The sequence below is a fragment of the Dolomitihabitans soli genome (assembly GCF_022213955.1).
GTDB lineage: Bacteria > Actinomycetota > Actinomycetes > Streptosporangiales > Streptosporangiaceae > Streptosporangium_A > Streptosporangium_A soli.
In genome coordinates this window covers 987,617-1,003,713 of record NZ_JAKNTW010000001.1, presented here as the reverse complement: position 1 = coordinate 1,003,713, position 16,097 = coordinate 987,617, and the positions used below count along the sequence as shown (strand labels likewise).

Annotated in this window: 17 protein-coding genes; 12 read left to right on the top strand and 5 right to left on the bottom strand. The window is 71.2% G+C overall.

All coding sequences use genetic code 11. The annotated features are described in order from the left end of the window. Window positions 1-15: 15 nt before the first annotated feature. From MBA17_RS04535 to MBA17_RS04525, 3 genes are all read right to left on the bottom strand, one after another. Entirely contained in the window at window positions 16-1,011 is a 996-nt protein-coding gene (locus MBA17_RS04535) for a hypothetical protein (protein ID WP_238495051.1), read from the bottom strand. Window positions 1,012-1,182: 171 nt separating this feature from the next. Then, window positions 1,183-1,611, bottom strand: coding sequence for a CBS domain-containing protein (locus MBA17_RS04530; protein WP_238494937.1), 429 nt, complete (start codon window positions 1,609-1,611; stop codon window positions 1,183-1,185). Between the two features lie 81 nt (window positions 1,612-1,692). Then, the gene (locus tag MBA17_RS04525) at window positions 1,693-2,898 is read right to left on the bottom strand and encodes a PucR family transcriptional regulator (RefSeq protein WP_238494936.1); all 1,206 of its coding nucleotides are present in this window, start codon (window positions 2,896-2,898) and stop codon (window positions 1,693-1,695) included. A gap of 184 nt (window positions 2,899-3,082) precedes the next feature. Here MBA17_RS04525 and MBA17_RS04520 point away from each other — a divergent pair, with 184 nt between their 5' ends. From MBA17_RS04520 to MBA17_RS04490, 7 genes are all read left to right on the top strand, one after another. Continuing rightward, window positions 3,083-3,880: an ABC transporter ATP-binding protein gene (locus MBA17_RS04520; protein WP_238494935.1), complete on the top strand. Its 798-nt coding sequence runs from the start codon at window positions 3,083-3,085 to the stop codon at window positions 3,878-3,880. Continuing rightward, complete coding sequence (locus MBA17_RS04515; protein ID WP_238494934.1) at window positions 3,877-4,686, top strand: ABC transporter ATP-binding protein; 810 nt, start codon at window positions 3,877-3,879, stop codon at window positions 4,684-4,686. Before MBA17_RS04520 ends, MBA17_RS04515 begins: the two co-directional genes overlap by 4 nt. Then, window positions 4,683-5,573, top strand: a complete 891-nt coding sequence (locus MBA17_RS04510; protein WP_238494933.1) for a branched-chain amino acid ABC transporter permease — start codon at window positions 4,683-4,685, stop codon at window positions 5,571-5,573. Before MBA17_RS04515 ends, MBA17_RS04510 begins: the two co-directional genes overlap by 4 nt. Beyond that, window positions 5,566-6,651 (top strand): branched-chain amino acid ABC transporter permease, encoded by a 1,086-nt coding sequence (locus MBA17_RS04505; protein WP_238494932.1) that lies wholly within the window; start codon window positions 5,566-5,568, stop codon window positions 6,649-6,651. The genes MBA17_RS04510 and MBA17_RS04505 overlap by 8 nt, the downstream gene beginning before the upstream one ends. A gap of 1 nt (window position 6,652) precedes the next feature. Continuing rightward, complete coding sequence (locus MBA17_RS04500; protein ID WP_238494931.1) at window positions 6,653-7,915, top strand: ABC transporter substrate-binding protein; 1,263 nt, start codon at window positions 6,653-6,655, stop codon at window positions 7,913-7,915. Window positions 7,916-8,019: 104 nt separating this feature from the next. Further along, window positions 8,020-9,450, top strand: a complete 1,431-nt coding sequence (locus tag MBA17_RS04495; protein WP_238494930.1) for an aminopeptidase P family protein — start codon at window positions 8,020-8,022, stop codon at window positions 9,448-9,450. Between the two features lie 68 nt (window positions 9,451-9,518). Further along, complete coding sequence (locus MBA17_RS04490; protein WP_238494929.1) at window positions 9,519-10,172, top strand: 4'-phosphopantetheinyl transferase family protein; 654 nt, start codon at window positions 9,519-9,521, stop codon at window positions 10,170-10,172. A 23-nt stretch (window positions 10,173-10,195) separates the two neighbouring features. On the opposite strand, the gene MBA17_RS04485 is transcribed toward MBA17_RS04490, so the two are convergent. Beyond that, window positions 10,196-11,137, bottom strand: a complete 942-nt coding sequence (locus tag MBA17_RS04485; RefSeq protein WP_238494928.1) for a cation diffusion facilitator family transporter — start codon at window positions 11,135-11,137, stop codon at window positions 10,196-10,198. 115 nt (window positions 11,138-11,252) lie between these two features. Between MBA17_RS04485 and MBA17_RS04480 the strand changes: the two genes are divergently transcribed. The 3 genes from MBA17_RS04480 (at window position 11,253) to MBA17_RS04470 (ending at window position 14,196) form a co-directional block, all read left to right on the top strand. Next, window positions 11,253-11,717, top strand: a complete 465-nt coding sequence (locus MBA17_RS04480) for a MarR family winged helix-turn-helix transcriptional regulator (protein ID WP_238494927.1) — start codon at window positions 11,253-11,255, stop codon at window positions 11,715-11,717. Between the two features lie 261 nt (window positions 11,718-11,978). Then, window positions 11,979-12,677: an LppX_LprAFG lipoprotein gene (locus MBA17_RS04475; protein WP_238494926.1), complete on the top strand. Its 699-nt coding sequence runs from the start codon at window positions 11,979-11,981 to the stop codon at window positions 12,675-12,677. Window positions 12,678-12,681: 4 nt separating this feature from the next. Beyond that, entirely contained in the window at window positions 12,682-14,196 is a 1,515-nt protein-coding gene (locus MBA17_RS04470; protein ID WP_238494925.1) for an MFS transporter, read from the top strand. A gap of 158 nt (window positions 14,197-14,354) precedes the next feature. Here MBA17_RS04470 and MBA17_RS04465 read toward each other — a convergent pair whose 3' ends face one another. Then, a complete protein-coding gene (locus tag MBA17_RS04465; protein ID WP_238494924.1) occupies window positions 14,355-15,077 on the bottom strand; it encodes a TetR/AcrR family transcriptional regulator in 723 nt (240 codons plus the stop codon). A 77-nt stretch (window positions 15,078-15,154) separates the two neighbouring features. Between MBA17_RS04465 and MBA17_RS04460 the strand changes: the two genes are divergently transcribed. Both MBA17_RS04460 and MBA17_RS04455 read left to right on the top strand, forming a co-directional pair. Continuing rightward, window positions 15,155-15,469, top strand: coding sequence for a DUF1330 domain-containing protein (locus MBA17_RS04460; protein ID WP_238494923.1), 315 nt, complete (start codon window positions 15,155-15,157; stop codon window positions 15,467-15,469). Between the two features lie 113 nt (window positions 15,470-15,582). Continuing rightward, on the top strand, window positions 15,583-16,074 hold the full coding sequence (locus MBA17_RS04455) for a nuclear transport factor 2 family protein (protein ID WP_238494922.1): 492 nt from the start codon (window positions 15,583-15,585) through the stop codon (window positions 16,072-16,074). The last annotated feature ends 23 nt before the right edge of the window (window positions 16,075-16,097 follow it).

Genomic DNA, 16,097 nt, shown 5'->3' with positions numbered 1-16,097 from the left:
ACGCGTGTGTGATTCTCAGCCTCCGAAGAGCCAGTCCAGCAGGCCGCCCGGCTTCTCCGGCTCCTTGGAGGGCGGCGGGGTCGGCTGTGAGGGCGCCTCGGTCGTGGGGGGCGCCTTGGTCGGGGGGGTGCTGGGCCGGGGGTTCGGGTTCGGGTCCGGGCCGTCGGTCTTCTCGATCCTGGGCTCGCGAGTGGGCCGCGCCTGGTCGGTGGGCTCCTCCCGGGGGGTGGTCCGGGTACGCGTGGGGCTCGGGCGTTCGTTCGGCTCGGTGCTCGCCCGCCTGGTGGTGACCGGGGCCGGCTCCTGGGTGGGGCCTTCCGTCGTCTCCGTCTCCGTGGGCGTCGGCTCGGCGGTAATGGTGGAGGTGTCCTCGGGGAGGGGCTCCTCGGACACCTCCGCCACCGGGGCCTGGCTGACCTGGCCGACCGAGGCGCACTGCGAACCCGAGGGGCAGTCGGTGTCGGAGTCGCCCAGTGAGGAGAACAGCAGCCAGCCTCCGGCGGTGGCCGTGACCACCGTCACCGCCGCCGCGAGGAGCAGCACCTTGCCCCGGCGCGGGCGGCTCTCCTCCTCGTCCTCCACGCCGGCCGGGTCGCGCCAGCCCGCTCCGAGGTAGGCGGACCGCTCCTCGGGATCGGAGTCGGCCTGCTGGGTCCGGTCCCAGTCGTCGTGCTCCGCCGATGACTCCTGGGACTTCTCCCAGTCCTCCGACTGCTGGGACCTGTCGTCCCAGCGCTCCCCTTCCGTCCACTCCCGGTCGTCGGACAGCAGTCTGGGGTCCAAGGCCATGTGAACGCCGGTCTCGATGCCCGGATCGGGCCCCGGGGCGGGTTCCTCCTCCGCCTCAGGTCCCCAGCCGTCCGACAGGACGTCGCCGTTCTTGTTCTGTTCCGGTCCGTTAACGGCCTCAGCCGACCAGTCGGGGTCCAGGGCGCCGGTCTGCTCCCAGATCTCCTCGTGGTTCGGCTCGAGGTGACCGTCGTAAGACGGATCATGCGATCCGCGGCTCATGATGACCCTCTCTGTCAGGAATCTTGGCCGCGTATCTTAATAGCAGCTCTCACAGCTATATGTCGGGAAATACCACAACTTTGATCACATAGATCACTTCCGCCCCTTAAATCCCGGACAATTGGGGCATGTCCGCAGCCACCGTGGCGCTGGTCCGAAACCGGCGCGCGCTCAGCGGTGGATGTAGTCGACGAGGCTGGCCTTCTCCGTCTCCAGCTCCTCGATCGTGCTCTTCACCACGTCACCGATGCTGACCAGGCCCGCGAGGCGGCCGTCCGCGACGACGGGGACGTGCCGGATGCGGTGGGTCGTCATGGTGAGGCGCAGATCGTCGACGTTGGCGTCGGGCGGGCAGGTGCGCACCTCGCTCGTCATGATCGAAGAGACCGGGGCACCGAGGATCTCGGCCCCGTGTTCGTTGAGACGCCGCACGACGTCGCGCTCGGAGACGATGCCCAGGATCACGGCGCCGTCACCGGACACGACTACGGCACCGATGTTGCGCTCGGCCAGCACCGCCAGCAACTCGGTCACCGTGGCGTCGGGTCGCACCGTCGCCACATCCGTGCCCTTGCCTCGCAGGATCGTACCGATGAGCATCGAACATCACCTCCGCAGGTATCGTCTTTCAATTCCCCGCGTGGGCCCGTCTAAGCAGCAGAGGGGCAACACACTCGTCTCTCAGGCAACAGCCAGCAACCGGACCGCGTCAAGGGCCAGCGCGAGCTCCACGATGTCCAGCGGACGGGCGAACGAACGACCGGTGAGTTGCTCGATCCGGCGGATCCTGTTGAAGACCGTGTTGCGGTGGCAGTAGAGGCGTCCCGCCGCCCTGGCCGCCGAGCCCTCGCAGCGCAGCCACGCCTCCAGGGTGCCGAGCAGCACCTCCCTGTCGGCGGTGTCGAGCGCGAGGACCGGGCCGAGCACTCCGGTCGTCAGATGCCGGGAGATCTCCGGCTGGCACAGCACGAGCACCGAGGGCAGCGTCCGATCCAGCCGGGCGATCTCCGGTCCCTCGCCCACGCTGGTGCGCATCGCCAGCTCGGCGAGCCGGCGGGCCGAGCCGAGCTCCGCCAGGCCGTCGACGACGGGGCCGACTCCGGCGACCCCGCCCAGCATCGGTCCCAGCTTCTCGCACAGCTCGTCCAGTCCCGCCTCTCCGAGGCAGACGACGGCCACCTCGCAGTCGGTGCGCAGCCGCCACATCATCCGCATCGCACCGACGTTGTCCGGGCGGGGCGACTCCGTCTCATGGTCGGACCGGACGGGCAGGCGCATTGTGACGACGGCATAACGTCCGCGCTCCGGCAGATCCAGGGCGGCGGCGGCGCGCCGTACCAGGCCGGGCTCGGCGCTGCCCGCCAGGAGAGCGTCGATCAGCGCGTTGACGCGCTCGGCGCTGCGCCCGAGCAGTTCGCTCTCACGGCGGCGGTAGGCGTCGGCCGCCACGATCGCCTGGCGGTCGATGGCGTGCCAGACATGCGTGGCGGTGCGCAGCAGGGCGGCCATGTCGCCGGGATCGTCGTGGGCGACCAGGTCGATGAAGCCGTTCCAGGTCACCTGGGCCGAGAGACGGTACATCCGCTGGAGGCTGTCCATCGGCAGCCCCTGCTCCGCCCTGCGGCGCGCGGTCTGCTCCGCGAACTGCAGGTCACGCCGATCACGGCGAGCCTGGAGTATCGCGGTGATGCCGACTTTCAGGCCCTCGTGCGTGTTCTTCCAGTGCTCGTCGAGCGGGACCACGGCCCGGTACGCTTGGTCGTTCTCCCGCACCCTGGAGACCAGTTCGTCCGTCAGCTCGGGGAGCCGGTCGAGTAATCGCCTGGCGGCGGTCTTCAGCACTCTGCGGACCTCGTCATCGGCACCCGCCGCACGCGTGACACCCATCTTCCCGAGCGTGCCACCGGCACAGCTCCAGAACAACCTTCGGTTTCATATCGTGACCCTGCCTTGTGCACGTGCACAACCGGCACCCGTCTCCCATGGGCTGCGGCCCCGACTTCATCTCCGGCTCTGGACGGATGTGAGACAGCTTGTTTTCGTGTGCGTTCACTGACATCAGGAGGCCTGCATGAATGCCACGGACGGGCTGGCCGTCAGGGATCTGGCGGTGAACTACGGCCCGGTGCGCGCACTGCGGGGGGTGTCGCTGGAGGTCCCGCGCGGCGATGTCGTCGCGGTGCTCGGCGGCAACGGCGCCGGCAAGTCGACGCTGCTGCGGGCGATCTCCGCGACCCTGCGGTTCCAGCGGGGCGGGATCTCCGCCGGCGAGATCACCTTCGGCGGGGCCAGGCTTTCGGGGACCGCCGCGGCGGCGGTCGTGGCCAAGGGCGTGGTGCAGGTGCCCGAGGGCCGCCGGGTGTTCGCCCGGATGACGGTCGAGGAGAACCTGCGGGCGGGGGCGCTCGGCGTGCGCGACCGGCGCGGCACGGCCAAGGCCCGCGACCGCGTGCTCGCTCTCTTCCCCGTGCTCGCCGAGCGGGCCGGGCAACGAGCCGGGCTGCTCTCCGGGGGCGAGCAGCAGATGCTCGCGATCGGCCGCGCGCTGATGGCCAGGCCGAAGGCCCTGCTCCTGGACGAGCCCACGCTGGGCCTGGCGCCGATGATGGCGACCAGGATCGCCGAGACGATCAGGGAGATCAACGCGCAGGGCACCTCGGTGCTGCTGGTGGAGCAGAACGCGGCGCTCGCCCTGGCCCTCGCCTCCCGGGCCTACGTGCTGGAGGTCGGCGAGGTCGTGCTGTCCGGCCCGGCGGCCGAGCTCGCGGCCAGCGACGAGGTGCGCCGCCGCTATCTGGGCATCACGGCCGACGAGGTGACCGGCCGCCCGGCGGTCACCCGACCCTCCTTATCGAGGTGGTCCGCTTGACCGGTTCATACCAACCAGACGGTACGGCGACGCTGGAGGTCCGCGACGTCACCGTCCGCTTCGCCGGCCTGACCGCGCTCGACGCGGTGAGTCTCACCGTCGAACCCGGCAGCGTGCACGCGGTCATCGGGCCCAACGGCGCCGGCAAGTCCACCTGCTTCAACGTGCTGTCCGGTGTCTACACCGCCGCCGCAGGCAGCGTTCGGTTCGGCGGCGCCGAGCTGACCCGGCTGAGCACCCACCGGATCGCCGCGCTCGGCGTGGCCCGCACCTTCCAGAACATCGCCCTGCCGCCCCGCCTCTCGGTGCGCGACAACCTGCTGCTCGGCCGCCACCGCCTGACCAGGGCGGGCTTCCTCTCGGCGGGACTCCACCTGCCCGCCGCACGCAGGGAGGCCGCCCGGCACCTGGCCCGCGTGGAGGAGATCGCCGCCTTCGTCGGCATCGCCGGACGGCTCTCCGCCCCCGTCGGGCTACTGCCGTACGGCGTGCAGAAGCGGGTGGAGCTGGCCCGTGCGCTGTGCATGGAGCCTCGGCTGCTGCTGCTCGACGAGCCGGTCGCGGGGATGAACGGCGGCGAGCGGGCCGAGATGGCCGAGCTGATCGTCGCGATCAAGGAGAGTCTCGGCATCTCGATCCTGCTGGTCGAGCACGACATGGGCATCGTCATGCGTCTCGCGGACGCGGTGACGGTGCTGGACTTCGGCCGCCGGATCGCCGGCGGGCCGCCGGAGGAGGTCCAGCGCGACCCCGCGGTCATCCGCGCCTATCTGGGCGCCGCCACCGATCTCGAGGAGCACGCGTGATCACCTTCCTGGAGCTGCTGGCCAACGGGATCTCGATCGGCGCGCTGTACTCGCTGATCGCCCTGGGCTTCGTGGTCATCTTCAAGGCCACCGAGGTGGTCAACTTCGCGCACGCCTCGCTGCTGCTGGCCGGCGGGTTCGTGGTCGCCAAGCTGCATCCGCTGATCGGGTTCTGGCCCGCGCTGGCGGCCGGGATCGCCGGCGCCGCGGCGGTGGGCGCGCTGATCGAGTTCGTGATCATCCGCAGGGCGAACGTGACCAGCCACAGCGTGCTGGCCATCGTGACCATCGGCGTGGACATCGTGCTGGTGACCGAGCTGACCCGGCAGATCGGCACCGACGTGCTCGCCCTCGGCGACCCCTGGGGCGACCAGGTCGTGCACCTCGGGCCGGTGGCGATCGCGCAGACCCGGATCATGGCGCTGCTGGCCGCCGGGATCCTGATCGGCTCCTTCCTGCTGGCGTTCAAGCACACCGGCTGGGGCGTCGCGATGCGCGCCACCGCGGAGGACCACGAGACGGCCGCCCTGATGGGCATCAGGCTGGGCAGGGTCTCCCTGGGCGCCTGGGCGGTGGCGGGCGCGCTGGCCGCCGTGGCGGCGCTGTTCCTGTGCGTCTTCCCCACCCCGGGGCTGGACCGCAGCACGACCTTCGCCGCGATCAAGGCGTTCCCCGCCGCCATCCTCGGCGGCCTGGACTCCACCACGGGCGCCCTGGTCGGCGGCCTCGTCGTGGGCATCACCGAGGCCATGATGAGCGGCTACCAGAACCAGCTCTCCTTCCTCGGCCGCGGCATCGGGGACGCCGCGCCGTTCCTGATCATGACGATCGTCCTGCTCATCCGTCCCGCCGGGCTGTTCGGAACCAGGGAGCTCAGCCGTGTATAAACTCCTCACCTGGCTGGGCGGGATCGCGGTCGCCCTGTTCGTGCCCTTCTACCTGGAGGGCTTCTGGCTGCAGGCCGGGCTGTTCACGATGTCGGCGGCCATCGGCGCGATCGGCATCAACCTGCTCACCGGCGCCACCGGGCAGCTCTCGCTCGGGCACGCGTTCTTCCTGGCCGTCGGCGCCTACGCCTACGTCTACTTCGCCGCCGAGCCCGAGGGCCACCTGGCCGGGCTGAACCTGCCGACCCCGCTCGCCGCCGTGCTCGCGGTGATCGTCGCCGGGATCGCGGGCGGGCTGTTCAGCCCCATCGCCGGCCGCCTCAAGGGGGCCTACCTCGGTATCGCCACCCTGGCGCTGATCTTCCTCGGGCAGCACCTGCTGTTCAACGCCGAGCCGCTCACCGGCGGCTACAACGGCCGCGCGGTGCCGCCGATGGAGCTGTTCGGGCTCGTCTTCGCCGACACCCCCGAACTGGTGATCCTCAACGTCCCCTTCGGCGTGCTGGAACGCCTCTGGTTCCTCGGGCTCGCCGTACTCCTGGTGGCCGCGTGGTTCGCCAAGGGTGTGCTGCGCGGCAGGCCCGGACGCGCGATGAACACCATCCGCGACCACGAGATCGCCGCCGGTGTCATGGGGGTTCCGGTCGGCCGCTACCGCGCCGGGGTCTTCGTGTTGTCCTCCATGTACGCCGGCGCCGCCGGGGTGATGCTCGCACTGGTCTTCCAGCGGACCGTTCCCGAGTACTTCGGGATGCTGCTCTCCCTCGACTACCTGGCCATGATCGTGATCGGCGGGCTCGGCTCGGTCGCGGGCGCCGTGGTCGGCGCCGTGTTCGTCTCCTTCCTCCCCCAGCTGCTGACGCGCTACAGCGACGCGCTGCCGCTGGTGGCCGAGCCGGGCTCCGGCGGCGTCTCCCCCGCCGAGGCCGCACGCATCCTGTACGGCGCCGCGGTCGTGGCCGTCGTGCTCTTCCTCCCCGGGGGGCTGCTCGGGCTGGCAACCCGGATCCGACTCGCCGTGACCCGGCGGGTCCAACTCCCCGCGGAACTCACCCCCTCCCCCGATTCAAGGAGCTGACATGCGCAATCTGAGGACCAGGGCGGTCGTGGCCGCGCTGCTCGCCCTCGCGGTGACCTCCTGCGCGAGCGAGAAGGCGACCGGCGGCCCGGCGGCGAGCGCCACCGCCGGCGACGGCGTCAAGGGCGGCGCAGGCGTCACCGCCGACACCATCACCATCGGGCTGATGACCGACCTCACCGGCCCCTACGCCTCGCTCGGCAAGAGCATCACGCAGGCACAGCAGCTCTACTTCGAGCAGCTGAACGCCGCGGGCGGCGTCTGCGACCGCAAGATCGAGGTCGTCGTCCGCGACCACGGCTACGACGCGCAGAAGGCCGTGGCCTCCTACACCGAGGTCGCGCCGCGGTCGGCGGCCATCGCCCACTTCATCGGCTCCCCGATGGTGATCGCGCTCAAGCAGCGAATCGAGGGCGACAAGCTCCTCACCATCCCGATGGCCTGGGCGACCGGGCTGCTCGGCGCCAAGGCCATCCAGGTCACCGGCACCACCTACGACATCGACATGATCAACGGCCTCGACTTCCTGACCAAGGAGAAGGGCATCAAGAAGGGTGACAAGATCGGTCACCTGTACTTCGAGGGCGACTACGGCGAGAGCGCCCTGAACGGCTCCAAGTACGCCGCGCAGCAGCTCGGCCTGTCGGTGGTGGAACAGAAGATCAAGGCCACCGACCAGGACATGAGCGCCCAGGTCTCCGCCTTCAAGTCGGCGGGGGTCAAGGCGATCCTGGTCTCGGTCGGGCCGCGGCAGGCCGCCTCCCTGGTCGGGGTGGCGCTGTCGAAGGGCATGGACGTGCCGTTCGTCGGCAGCAACTCCGCGTTCGCCCCGCAGCTTCTCGCCACCCCGGCGGCGCCCGCGCTGCTGAAGGACTACTACGTCATGAGCGCCGGAACGCCGATGAGCTCGGAGCTTCCCGCGATCAAGAAGCTGGCCGCCGACTACGCGGCCAAGTACGCCGGGCAGACCATCGACAGCGGGGTGTCGGCCGGCTACTCGGCCGCGGTGATCGTCGGTGAGGCGCTCGAGAAGGCGTGCGAGGCCAAGGACCTCAGCAGGGACGGCATCGTCAACGCGCACCGTGGCCGGTCCGCCTGGGACGGCGGGTTCGGCACGCCGATGGACTTCACGGTCTTCGACGAGCCGTCCTCCCGGGCGTCCTACGTCCTCAAGCCGGACAAGAAGGCGCTGGGCGGCATGGTGATCCTCAAGGAGGCCGCGGTCTCCGACCTCGCCAAGAGCTACACCGTTCCGGTCGGCTGATCCCATGAACGCGGCCTGCGCCCCTTGAGCCTGCCAAACCTGGGGCGCAGGCCGTACAATCGCGGCGTATCACGTGAAATAGCACTTTCTTCGCGGGGGAGCCGATGAGCGGGAAGAACGCACTCAACACGGGTAGTCACGACCTGCCGGTCTCCGACGCACTCGTGGCGTTCATGGAGACGGGCTGGGCCGAGGCCGCTCCCGCGAGCGGATCCACGCTGCCGGGCGCGGCGTGGGCGGCGCGACGCCGGGCCACGCTTGCCGCGCGCTTCCCCGGTGAGCGCCTGGTGATCCCGTCGGGCGGGCTCAAGACCCGCAGCAACGACTCCGACTACCGCTTCCGCGCACACAGCGCCTTCGTCCACCTCACCGGCGCCCAGGAGCCCGACGACGTCCTGGTGATCGACACGGCGGGCGCCGCGACGCTGTTCATCCGCCCGCGAGCGTCCCGCCAGGACGGGCAGGAGTTCTACCGCGACCGGCGCTACGGAGAGTTCTGGGTGGGACGCCGCCCCGACCTCGCCGAAGCGGAGACGCTCTACCAGATCCAGTGCGCGCCCCTGGACGAACTGCCCAAGGCGCTGTCCGGCGGCACGTCCTCCCGGGTGCTGCGCGGCGTCGACCCCGCGGTGGACGAGGCGGTGCTCCGGCACCTGCGCCGGGACGCCGACACGGAGTTCGCCTCCTTCCTGTCGGAGCTGCGGCTGATCAAGGACGAGTGGGAGGTGGCCGAGCTGCAGTCGGCCGTCGACTCGACCACCCGGGGCTTCGAGGACGTGGTGCGCGCCCTGCCCGCCGCGCTGATCCACCCGCGCGGCGAACGATACGTCGAGGGGATCTTCGGGCTGCGGGCGAGGCTGGAGGGCAACGCCACCGGCTACGACTCGATCGCCGCGGCGGGCGCGCACGCGTGCGTCCTGCACTGGATCCGCAACGACGGGCGGCTCCCCGAGAACGAACTGCTGCTGCTCGACGCGGGAGTCGAGACCGACAACCTGTACACGGCCGACATCACCCGCACCCTGCCGCTGTCGGGCAGGTTCAGCCCGATCCAGCGCCAGATCTACGAGCTGGTCTACGAGGCGCAGAACGCGGCCATCGAGACGCTGCGGCCGGGAGCGCGCTTCCGCGACTTCCACCAGGCCGCCATGCGGGTCATCGCCGAGGGCCTGCACGAGTGGGGCGTGCTGAAGATCGGCGCCGACGAGGCGATGGACCCGGAGAGCGGCCTGTACCGGCGGTACACGCTGTGCAGCAGCGGCCACATGCTCGGCCTCGACGTGCACGACTGCGCGAAGGCCCGCGCGGAGAACTACCTCGACGGGGTGCTGGAGGAGGGCCAGGTGCTCACCGTCGAGCCCGGCCTCTACCTGCAGCCCGACGACCTGACGCTGCCGCCCGAGTTCCGCGGGATCGGCGTGCGCATCGAGGACGACCTGGTCGTCACCCGCGACGGCGCCCGCCTCATGTCGGCCGGGCTGCCCCGCCACCCCGAGGAGATCGAGGGCTGGATGGCGACCCTGCTCGGCACCTGAACCCGCCGCGCGACCAGCCCGGCACCGGCGATCCGCGCCAACCCGGCGTCACCCCCTAAGCTGGGCGGATGCCTGATCCGGTGGTGCTGGCCGGCCCAACGGCCACGCTTCGGTTCCACGACGGCGAGGCCCTGCTCACCGATGTCGAGCGAGAGCGCGCGGCACGTCTGCTGCGCGAGGGCGACCGCCGTGACTACGTGGCCGCCCACGTGCTCGTACGGCACTGCGCCGCCGAGCTCCTCGGCCTGCCTCCCGACAAGCTGACCCTGCTGCAACACTGCGACACCTGCGGCCCCGGCCACGGCCGGCCGTACCTCGCCGAGGCTCCCGACGTCGGGGTCAGCCTCAGTCACACCATGGGTTACGTGTGCGCCGCCGCGGGGCCCGGCAAGGTCGGGGTCGACGTCGAGCGGGTGCCCCCGGGGCCGATGGACCCGGATCTGGCCGGGCAGGCGCTCGCGCCGCGCGAGTTGGTGCTGGTGCGCGACAACCGGGCGCTGATCCGCCAGTGGGTGCGCAAGGAGGCGCTGGTCAAGCGGGATGAGCTGACCCTGTCCGACCTGCCGGGGCTCGACCTGTCGGCGCTGCCGCTGGACGAGCCCGGCACGCCCCGCCGCCTCCTCTGGCAGGGCAGGCACCTGCTGGAGTGGTCCGACGGCGACGTGCTCGCGACCACCGTCACCGACCACCCGGCCGTCCTCTCCCCCGCCTTCACCGCCTGACCCTCCCGGCGCACCATCTGCCGTCACCGGTCCCTGGGGGCTCCGGCGCCGGGGGTGGGATCGAGGAACACCTGGCGGATGCCGGGGAAGCGCTCGGTGAGGCGCCGGTGCACGCGGTCGGCCGCGGCTTCGAGGCCCGCGCCGCTGGCCTCGTCGTCGAAGTCGACCTTGGCCGCGACCAGCACCTGGCCGGGGCCGATCATCATGGTCAGCAGTTCGACGACGTCCTCGATCTCGGACTGGGCCAGCAGCTCGGCCCGGATCGCCGCCCGCATGGACTCGGGGGCCGACCGGCCGATGAGCAGCGAGGTGTTGGCTCTGATGAGGCTCGCCGCGACGCCGAGCAGCAGCAGGCCGATCAGGACCGAGGCCACGCCGTCCCACAGCGAGTCGCCGGTCAGCTGTGACCCGGCCAGGCCGAGGGCGGCGATGACCAGGCCCGTGAGAGCGGCGGCGTCCTCGAGCACCACGGCCTTCAGCGCGGTGTCGGAGGTGCGCGACACGTAACGGGTGCGGCTCACCTTCCAGCGCCGCGCCTCCCCGCCCGTCTGCCTGACCGCCCTGGCGAACGAGATCGCCTCCAGCACGAAGGACACCGCGAGCACCACGTAGGCGACGGTGAAATCGGATAGATCCTCGCCGTGGCTGATCGTGTGCACGCCGTGGGTGATGGAGAACCCCGCGCCGCCCGCGAGGGTCGCGCCCGCCGCCATCAACGCCCAGAAGAACCCGGCCTTGCCGTACCCGAACGGGTGCGCCGGATCGGCGGGGCGCTCCCCGTGCCGGACCGCGACCAGCAGCAGGATCTCGGTCACGGTGTCGGCCGCCGAGTGCGCCGCCTCCGACAGCATGGCGGCGGAGCCGCTGACCAGCCCGGCGACCAGCTTGGCCAGCGCGATCGCGAGGTTGACGGCCCCGGCCACGATCACCGTGCCCAGACTCTCCCCGCCGGGTTCATCCGCCATGGAGTCACCTTACGCATCCGCTCCCCCGCCACAGACGAGCGCCGGTGGCCCCAGGCCGCCGCGGACGTGCCCGTGGACGGCGTAGCCGGGAGCGGCCTGCGTATAGATTGCCTCCATGAGCACCGACGGGCCCCGCTGGCTCACCACGGTCGAGCAGCGGGCGTGGCGTTCCCACCTCAGCGCGCACAAGCTTCTGATGCACAGGCTGGATCGTGAGCTGCACGGGTTCGGACTGTCATTGAACGACTACGAGATCCTCGTGAACCTGTCGGAGAACCCGCATCGCAGAATGCGGATGAGCGACCTCGCCGACATCACGATCCAGTCGCGGAGCAGGCTGTCGCACCAGATCTCGCGGATGGAGTCGGCCCGCCTGGTCATCAGGGAGAGCTGCGACGACGACCGCCGCGGCACCTACGCGGTGCTCACCGACCACGGCTGGGAGACCATCCAGCGGGTCGCGCCGCACCACGTCGCCGGGGTCCGGGAGCACTTCATCGATCTGCTGACCGACGACCAGATCCACGATCTGCAGCTCGCCTACGATCCCATCGTCGATCACCTCAAGAGCCTTCGCTGACGTCGACGCCCACGGCCTGGGAGCTTCCGGTGCGCGGTGTCCGGCGTGCGTGGCCCGGCCGCGTACGCCCGCTGCCGGGAAGGCCGTCCGGGCACTCTACGCTCACCACACCCAGGAGTGCACATGCGTTCGAGAGGCATCGTCCAGCGGCACCCCGCTTCCGGGCCTGAGAATCAGGACCTTCGTACGGCGGAGGCCCCGGTCCAACCGTTATCCACAGGGCGTCCCACGGCCGGCCGTGGCCCCGCTACGATCCGGCACATGTGGCATCGCCGTACCCTCGGGGTCCTCGTCCAGATCGTCGCCGCGGCGTTCCTCGTCGCCGCCTGCACAGGCGGTGCGGGCGGCGCGGGGGGCGCGGCGCTGCCCGCCGGCGCCGACCTGCTGAAAAAGTCGGCCGCGGCGATGGGCGCGGTCAAGAGCGCCGGCTTCGCCATCGAGACGGAGGGAAAGCCTCCCGTCCCGCTGCGCAAGGCGGACGGCAGGCTCACCTCGAAGGGCGACGGCGACGGCACCATCCAGATCGACGTGCTCGGCAGCCTGCAGGAGCTCGACTTCGTGCTGCTCGGCGACACCGTCCACTTCAAGGGGCCGACCGGCGGCTTCCAGAAGATGACCAGAGCCGAGCTGGCCGCCATCTACGACCCCTCGGCCATCCTCAGCGCCGACAAGGGCGTGCCCGCCCTGCTCACCTCCGCCACCGGCCCGGTCACCGAGGCCGCCGAGAAGATCGCCGACCTCGACGCCTACCGGGTCGCCGCCTCGCTCTCCCGGCAGGCGCTCCTCCCGCTGGTGCCCGGCATCACCCAGGGAGTCGACGCGAAGCTCTGGGTCGACAAGGCGACCGGCCGCCTGCTCAAGGCGAGTCTGCCCTTGGGCACCGGCGACAGCGCGGGCACCGTCACGGTCACGTTCCACGACTACGACGCCCCCGTCGAGGTCACCGCCCCGAATGGATGACCACGTGACCACCTCCCCCGTGCTCGCCCAGGCGTCCGGTGACCGCACGCGGCGCCGGGTGGTGCTCGGCGTGGGCGGCACCGCCGTGCTGCTCGCCGCGCTCGACGCCTACGTCGTCGTCACCGTCCTGGTCGACATCGCCGCCGACGTCGGCGTCCCGCTCAACCGCCTGGAGCGGGCCACCCCGGTCGTGACCGGCTTCCTGCTGGGCTACGTCGCCGCGATGCCGCTCCTCGGCGGCCTCTCCGACCGGTACGGCAGGCGTCCGCTGATCCTCGCCTGTCTGGCGGGCTTCGCCCTCGGTTCCGCGTTGACCGCGCTGGCGGGCTCGGTGCCGCTGCTGGTCGCCGGTCGCACTGTTCAAGGACTCGCCGGCGGCGCGCTGCTGCCGATCACCATGGCCCTCATCGGCGACCTGTGGGACGCTCGCGCCCGGCCGGTGGCCCTGGGCGCCGTCGGGGCCGCCCAGGAGCTGGGCAGCGTCCTGGGCCCGCTCTACGGCGCGGGAGTGGCCGCCCTGGCCGGCTGGCGCGGGATCTTCTGGGTGAACATCCCGCTGGCCGCCCTCGCGGCGGTCGCCGTGTGGCGCACCCTGCCCGCCGCGCCCCGCCGTGCCGCCGCCCCACGGGTCGACCTCGTGGGCGGGCTGCTCCTGGCGCTCGCCCTGGCGGCGCTGGTCGCCGGGCTCTACAACCCCGAGCCGGGGAAGGGCGTGCTTCCATCGTGGGGGGCGCCCCTGATCGCCGCCGGGGCGGTCGCGGCGGTGGCGTTCGTGGTGTGGGAGATCCGGTCGCCCGTCCGCCTGATCGACCTGTCGGGAGTCCGCCGAGGGCCGTTCCTGGCGACGCTCGGGGTGAGCTTCCTGACCGGCGCCGCCCTGCTCGTCACCCTGGTCGACGTGCAACTCGCCGCCCAGACCCTGCTGGGCGAGGACGCCGTCGGCGGCGCCCTGGTGCTCTCCCGTTTCCTGATCGCGCTGTCGGTGACCGCCCTGCTCGGCGGGCTGCTCGCCCGGCGCTTCGGCGACCGGGTCGTGACGGTCGTGGGCCTGGTCGTCGCCACGGTGGGCTACGTCCGCATCGGGCAGTGGCCGGCCGACCTGGCCTCGGCCGGGATCAGGATGGACATCGACCTGATCGTGGCCGGGGCCGGGCTCGGCGTGGTCATCGCCCCCGTGTCCGCCGCCGTGCTCGGGATCATGCCCGCCGCGCGGCACGGGGTGGCCTCGGCCGCGGTGGTCGTCGCCCGGATGATGGGCATGCTGCTCGGCGTGGCCGGACTGTCCGCGTGGGGCTACTACCGGTTCCAGTCGCTCACCGCCGAGCTGGACACTCCCCTGCCCTTCGGGGTCGAGCGGGCGGAATTCGCCAGGCGGCTGGCCGAATACGAGCAGAAGGTGCTGGCGGCGCTGCACACCGAGTACACCGAGATCTTCCTCCTCACCGCCGCGCTCTGTGCCCTGGCCGTTCTGGTCGCCCTCCTGATGCCCAGGACTGCCCGCCAGGATCCGTCCGGGTGATCACGAGCGAAGCCGGCTGACGGTGGCTGCGACGACACCCCGGCCCGCGCCAGGACGACGACCCGCTCCACGATCGTGCGCTGCAGCCTGACCACCTCCGCGGCGCCTTCCTGCGCGGTCACGGGCGCGGACTGTCACGTGATCGCCTCGGGCAGAACCTAGGCCAGGCCCAGTGACCTGACCAGGTCGAGCATCTCGGCGCGGTGCAGGGCTGCCGGGTTGCCCGCGACGGGGTGGATGTGGCCGTCGATCTCCAGGGCCACCAGGCCGTGCATCCGGCCCCAGACGCGCAGCGCGAGCGCCGCTGCGGCGGGTGGCACGTCCGGGAGGTCTGCCTGGATCTTCGCGACGTAGTCCGGGTGAAGGTCGGACCAGGAGGTGTCCTCGGGCTGGTGGTGCCGCGCGTGGGGCCATGCGGCGGCCACCAGGCGGGTGAGGTCGCGGCACACCCGGCGTGCCGTCTGGTCCACCGGCCCGTCCTCGGGGGGCTGGTAGCCGGGGACGGGGTGGCCGTAGAAGAGCCGGAAGCTCTCCGGGTGCGCCAGCGCCCATTCCCTCAGGGCTTGACCCCAGGCCATCAGCCTGCCGCCGGGATCGGTGTCGGGCACGGCGTTGCTCGCGGCCTCTGTCGCCTCTGCGAGCGAGGCGGCGATTCCGCTGATCAGTGCCGTGATCAGGTCGTCTCGGGTGGGGAAGTAACTGTAGATCGCGCGAGCGGTCATCCCCATCTCGCGGGCGATGCCGCGCAGTGAGATCGCTCCGGGCCCCCCTTCTGCCAGCTGCCGCAGCGCGATGGCCTTGATCTCCCGGCTCGTCTCCACCCGCAGCCGCTCCCGGCGGCTCATCACACTTGCGACGCGTTCGCCCTCGTCGATGCTCACCTTGAACAGGATACAGGGGATGCAATAGTCTCTGCCGTGACATAAGTACACGCCGTGTCCAAGGGATGGGAAATCATATGTCCGCTTACGTCATCGTCAACGTCGATGTGCTCGACGAGGAGGCCGGCCTGGCCTACGCCGTCGTGGCCCAGCCGTCCATCCTCAGCCACGGCGGCCGTTACCTGGTCGCGAGCCCCACGCCCGAGCCCGCCGAAGGCACCTGGGACTCCTCCCGGTTCGTAGTCATCGAGTTCCCCGATATGGACCGGATCCGGGAGTGGTACGACTCTCCCGAGTACCGGCGGGCCCGGGAGATACGAGAGGGCAAGGTTCGGGTGGGGATGCTGTTCGTCGAAGGCGCGCCGCCCGAGGGCTTCTCACTTCCGGCCTAGCCGTGCGGCCGGAACGGGTTCGCCAGGAAAGGCTTGTGGCGGCCGACGCAGGGCTCCGTGAGAGGTCCGATGGCCGCCAGCATCGCCCTGACCTGCTGGGCGACACTGAGAATATGATCACGAACGCTACAGACGAGCAGGCCGGCGAATCCAGGGCCGGCGACCACGCCCACGACGACGCCTGGGCGGTGATGGAGAGGTTCTACGCGGCCGAGGCCGCCTACGTGGCCGCCGGCGGATTCGGCACTGCCCGCTACGACGAGGTCGCCGCCTACCTGGACCCCGAGGTGGTCCTGCACCAGGCTCCGGGGTTGCCGTTCACGGGCACGGGGACGTGGCGGGGGCATGACGGCATGGAACGGTTCCTCGCCGCGTTCAGTCAGATCTGGGAGTCGATGGAATTCCTTGAGCAGGAACACTGGGGAGACGGCGACACGGTCGTGGTACGGAACCGGGTGCGCTTCCGGGCCCGGGCCACCGGCCGGGAGGTCGACGCGCTGATCCTGCAACTGATCACCGTACGGAACGGGCGCATGCTCGAATGCCGCCCGTTCTACTGGGACCCCGCCGCCATCGCCGCCGCCTGCTCCCCGGCGTCGCCGTAGAGCAGGTCGCGCCCGGATGGCAT

What these genes read in the sequence shown, in the direction of transcription:
- MBA17_RS04535 (WP_238495051.1), bottom strand. Translation starts at nt 1,011, where the DNA reads ATGAGCCGCGGATCGCATGATCCGTCTTACGACGGTCACCTCGAGCCG.
- MBA17_RS04530 (WP_238494937.1), bottom strand. Translation starts at nt 1,611, where the DNA reads ATGCTCATCGGTACGATCCTGCGAGGCAAGGGCACGGATGTGGCGACG.
- MBA17_RS04460 (WP_238494923.1), top strand. Translation starts at nt 15,155, where the DNA reads ATGTCCGCTTACGTCATCGTCAACGTCGATGTGCTCGACGAGGAGGCC.
- MBA17_RS04495 (WP_238494930.1), top strand. Translation starts at nt 8,020, where the DNA reads ATGAGCGGGAAGAACGCACTCAACACGGGTAGTCACGACCTGCCGGTC.
- MBA17_RS04480 (WP_238494927.1), top strand. Translation starts at nt 11,253, where the DNA reads ATGAGCACCGACGGGCCCCGCTGGCTCACCACGGTCGAGCAGCGGGCG.
- MBA17_RS04520 (WP_238494935.1), top strand. Translation starts at nt 3,083, where the DNA reads ATGAATGCCACGGACGGGCTGGCCGTCAGGGATCTGGCGGTGAACTAC.
- MBA17_RS04500 (WP_238494931.1), top strand. Translation starts at nt 6,653, where the DNA reads ATGCGCAATCTGAGGACCAGGGCGGTCGTGGCCGCGCTGCTCGCCCTC.
- MBA17_RS04490 (WP_238494929.1), top strand. Translation starts at nt 9,519, where the DNA reads ATGCCTGATCCGGTGGTGCTGGCCGGCCCAACGGCCACGCTTCGGTTC.
- MBA17_RS04525 (WP_238494936.1), bottom strand. Translation starts at nt 2,898, where the DNA reads ATGGGTGTCACGCGTGCGGCGGGTGCCGATGACGAGGTCCGCAGAGTG.
- MBA17_RS04455 (WP_238494922.1), top strand. Translation starts at nt 15,583, where the DNA reads ATGATCACGAACGCTACAGACGAGCAGGCCGGCGAATCCAGGGCCGGC.
- MBA17_RS04485 (WP_238494928.1), bottom strand. Translation starts at nt 11,137, where the DNA reads ATGGCGGATGAACCCGGCGGGGAGAGTCTGGGCACGGTGATCGTGGCC.
- MBA17_RS04475 (WP_238494926.1), top strand. Translation starts at nt 11,979, where the DNA reads ATGTGGCATCGCCGTACCCTCGGGGTCCTCGTCCAGATCGTCGCCGCG.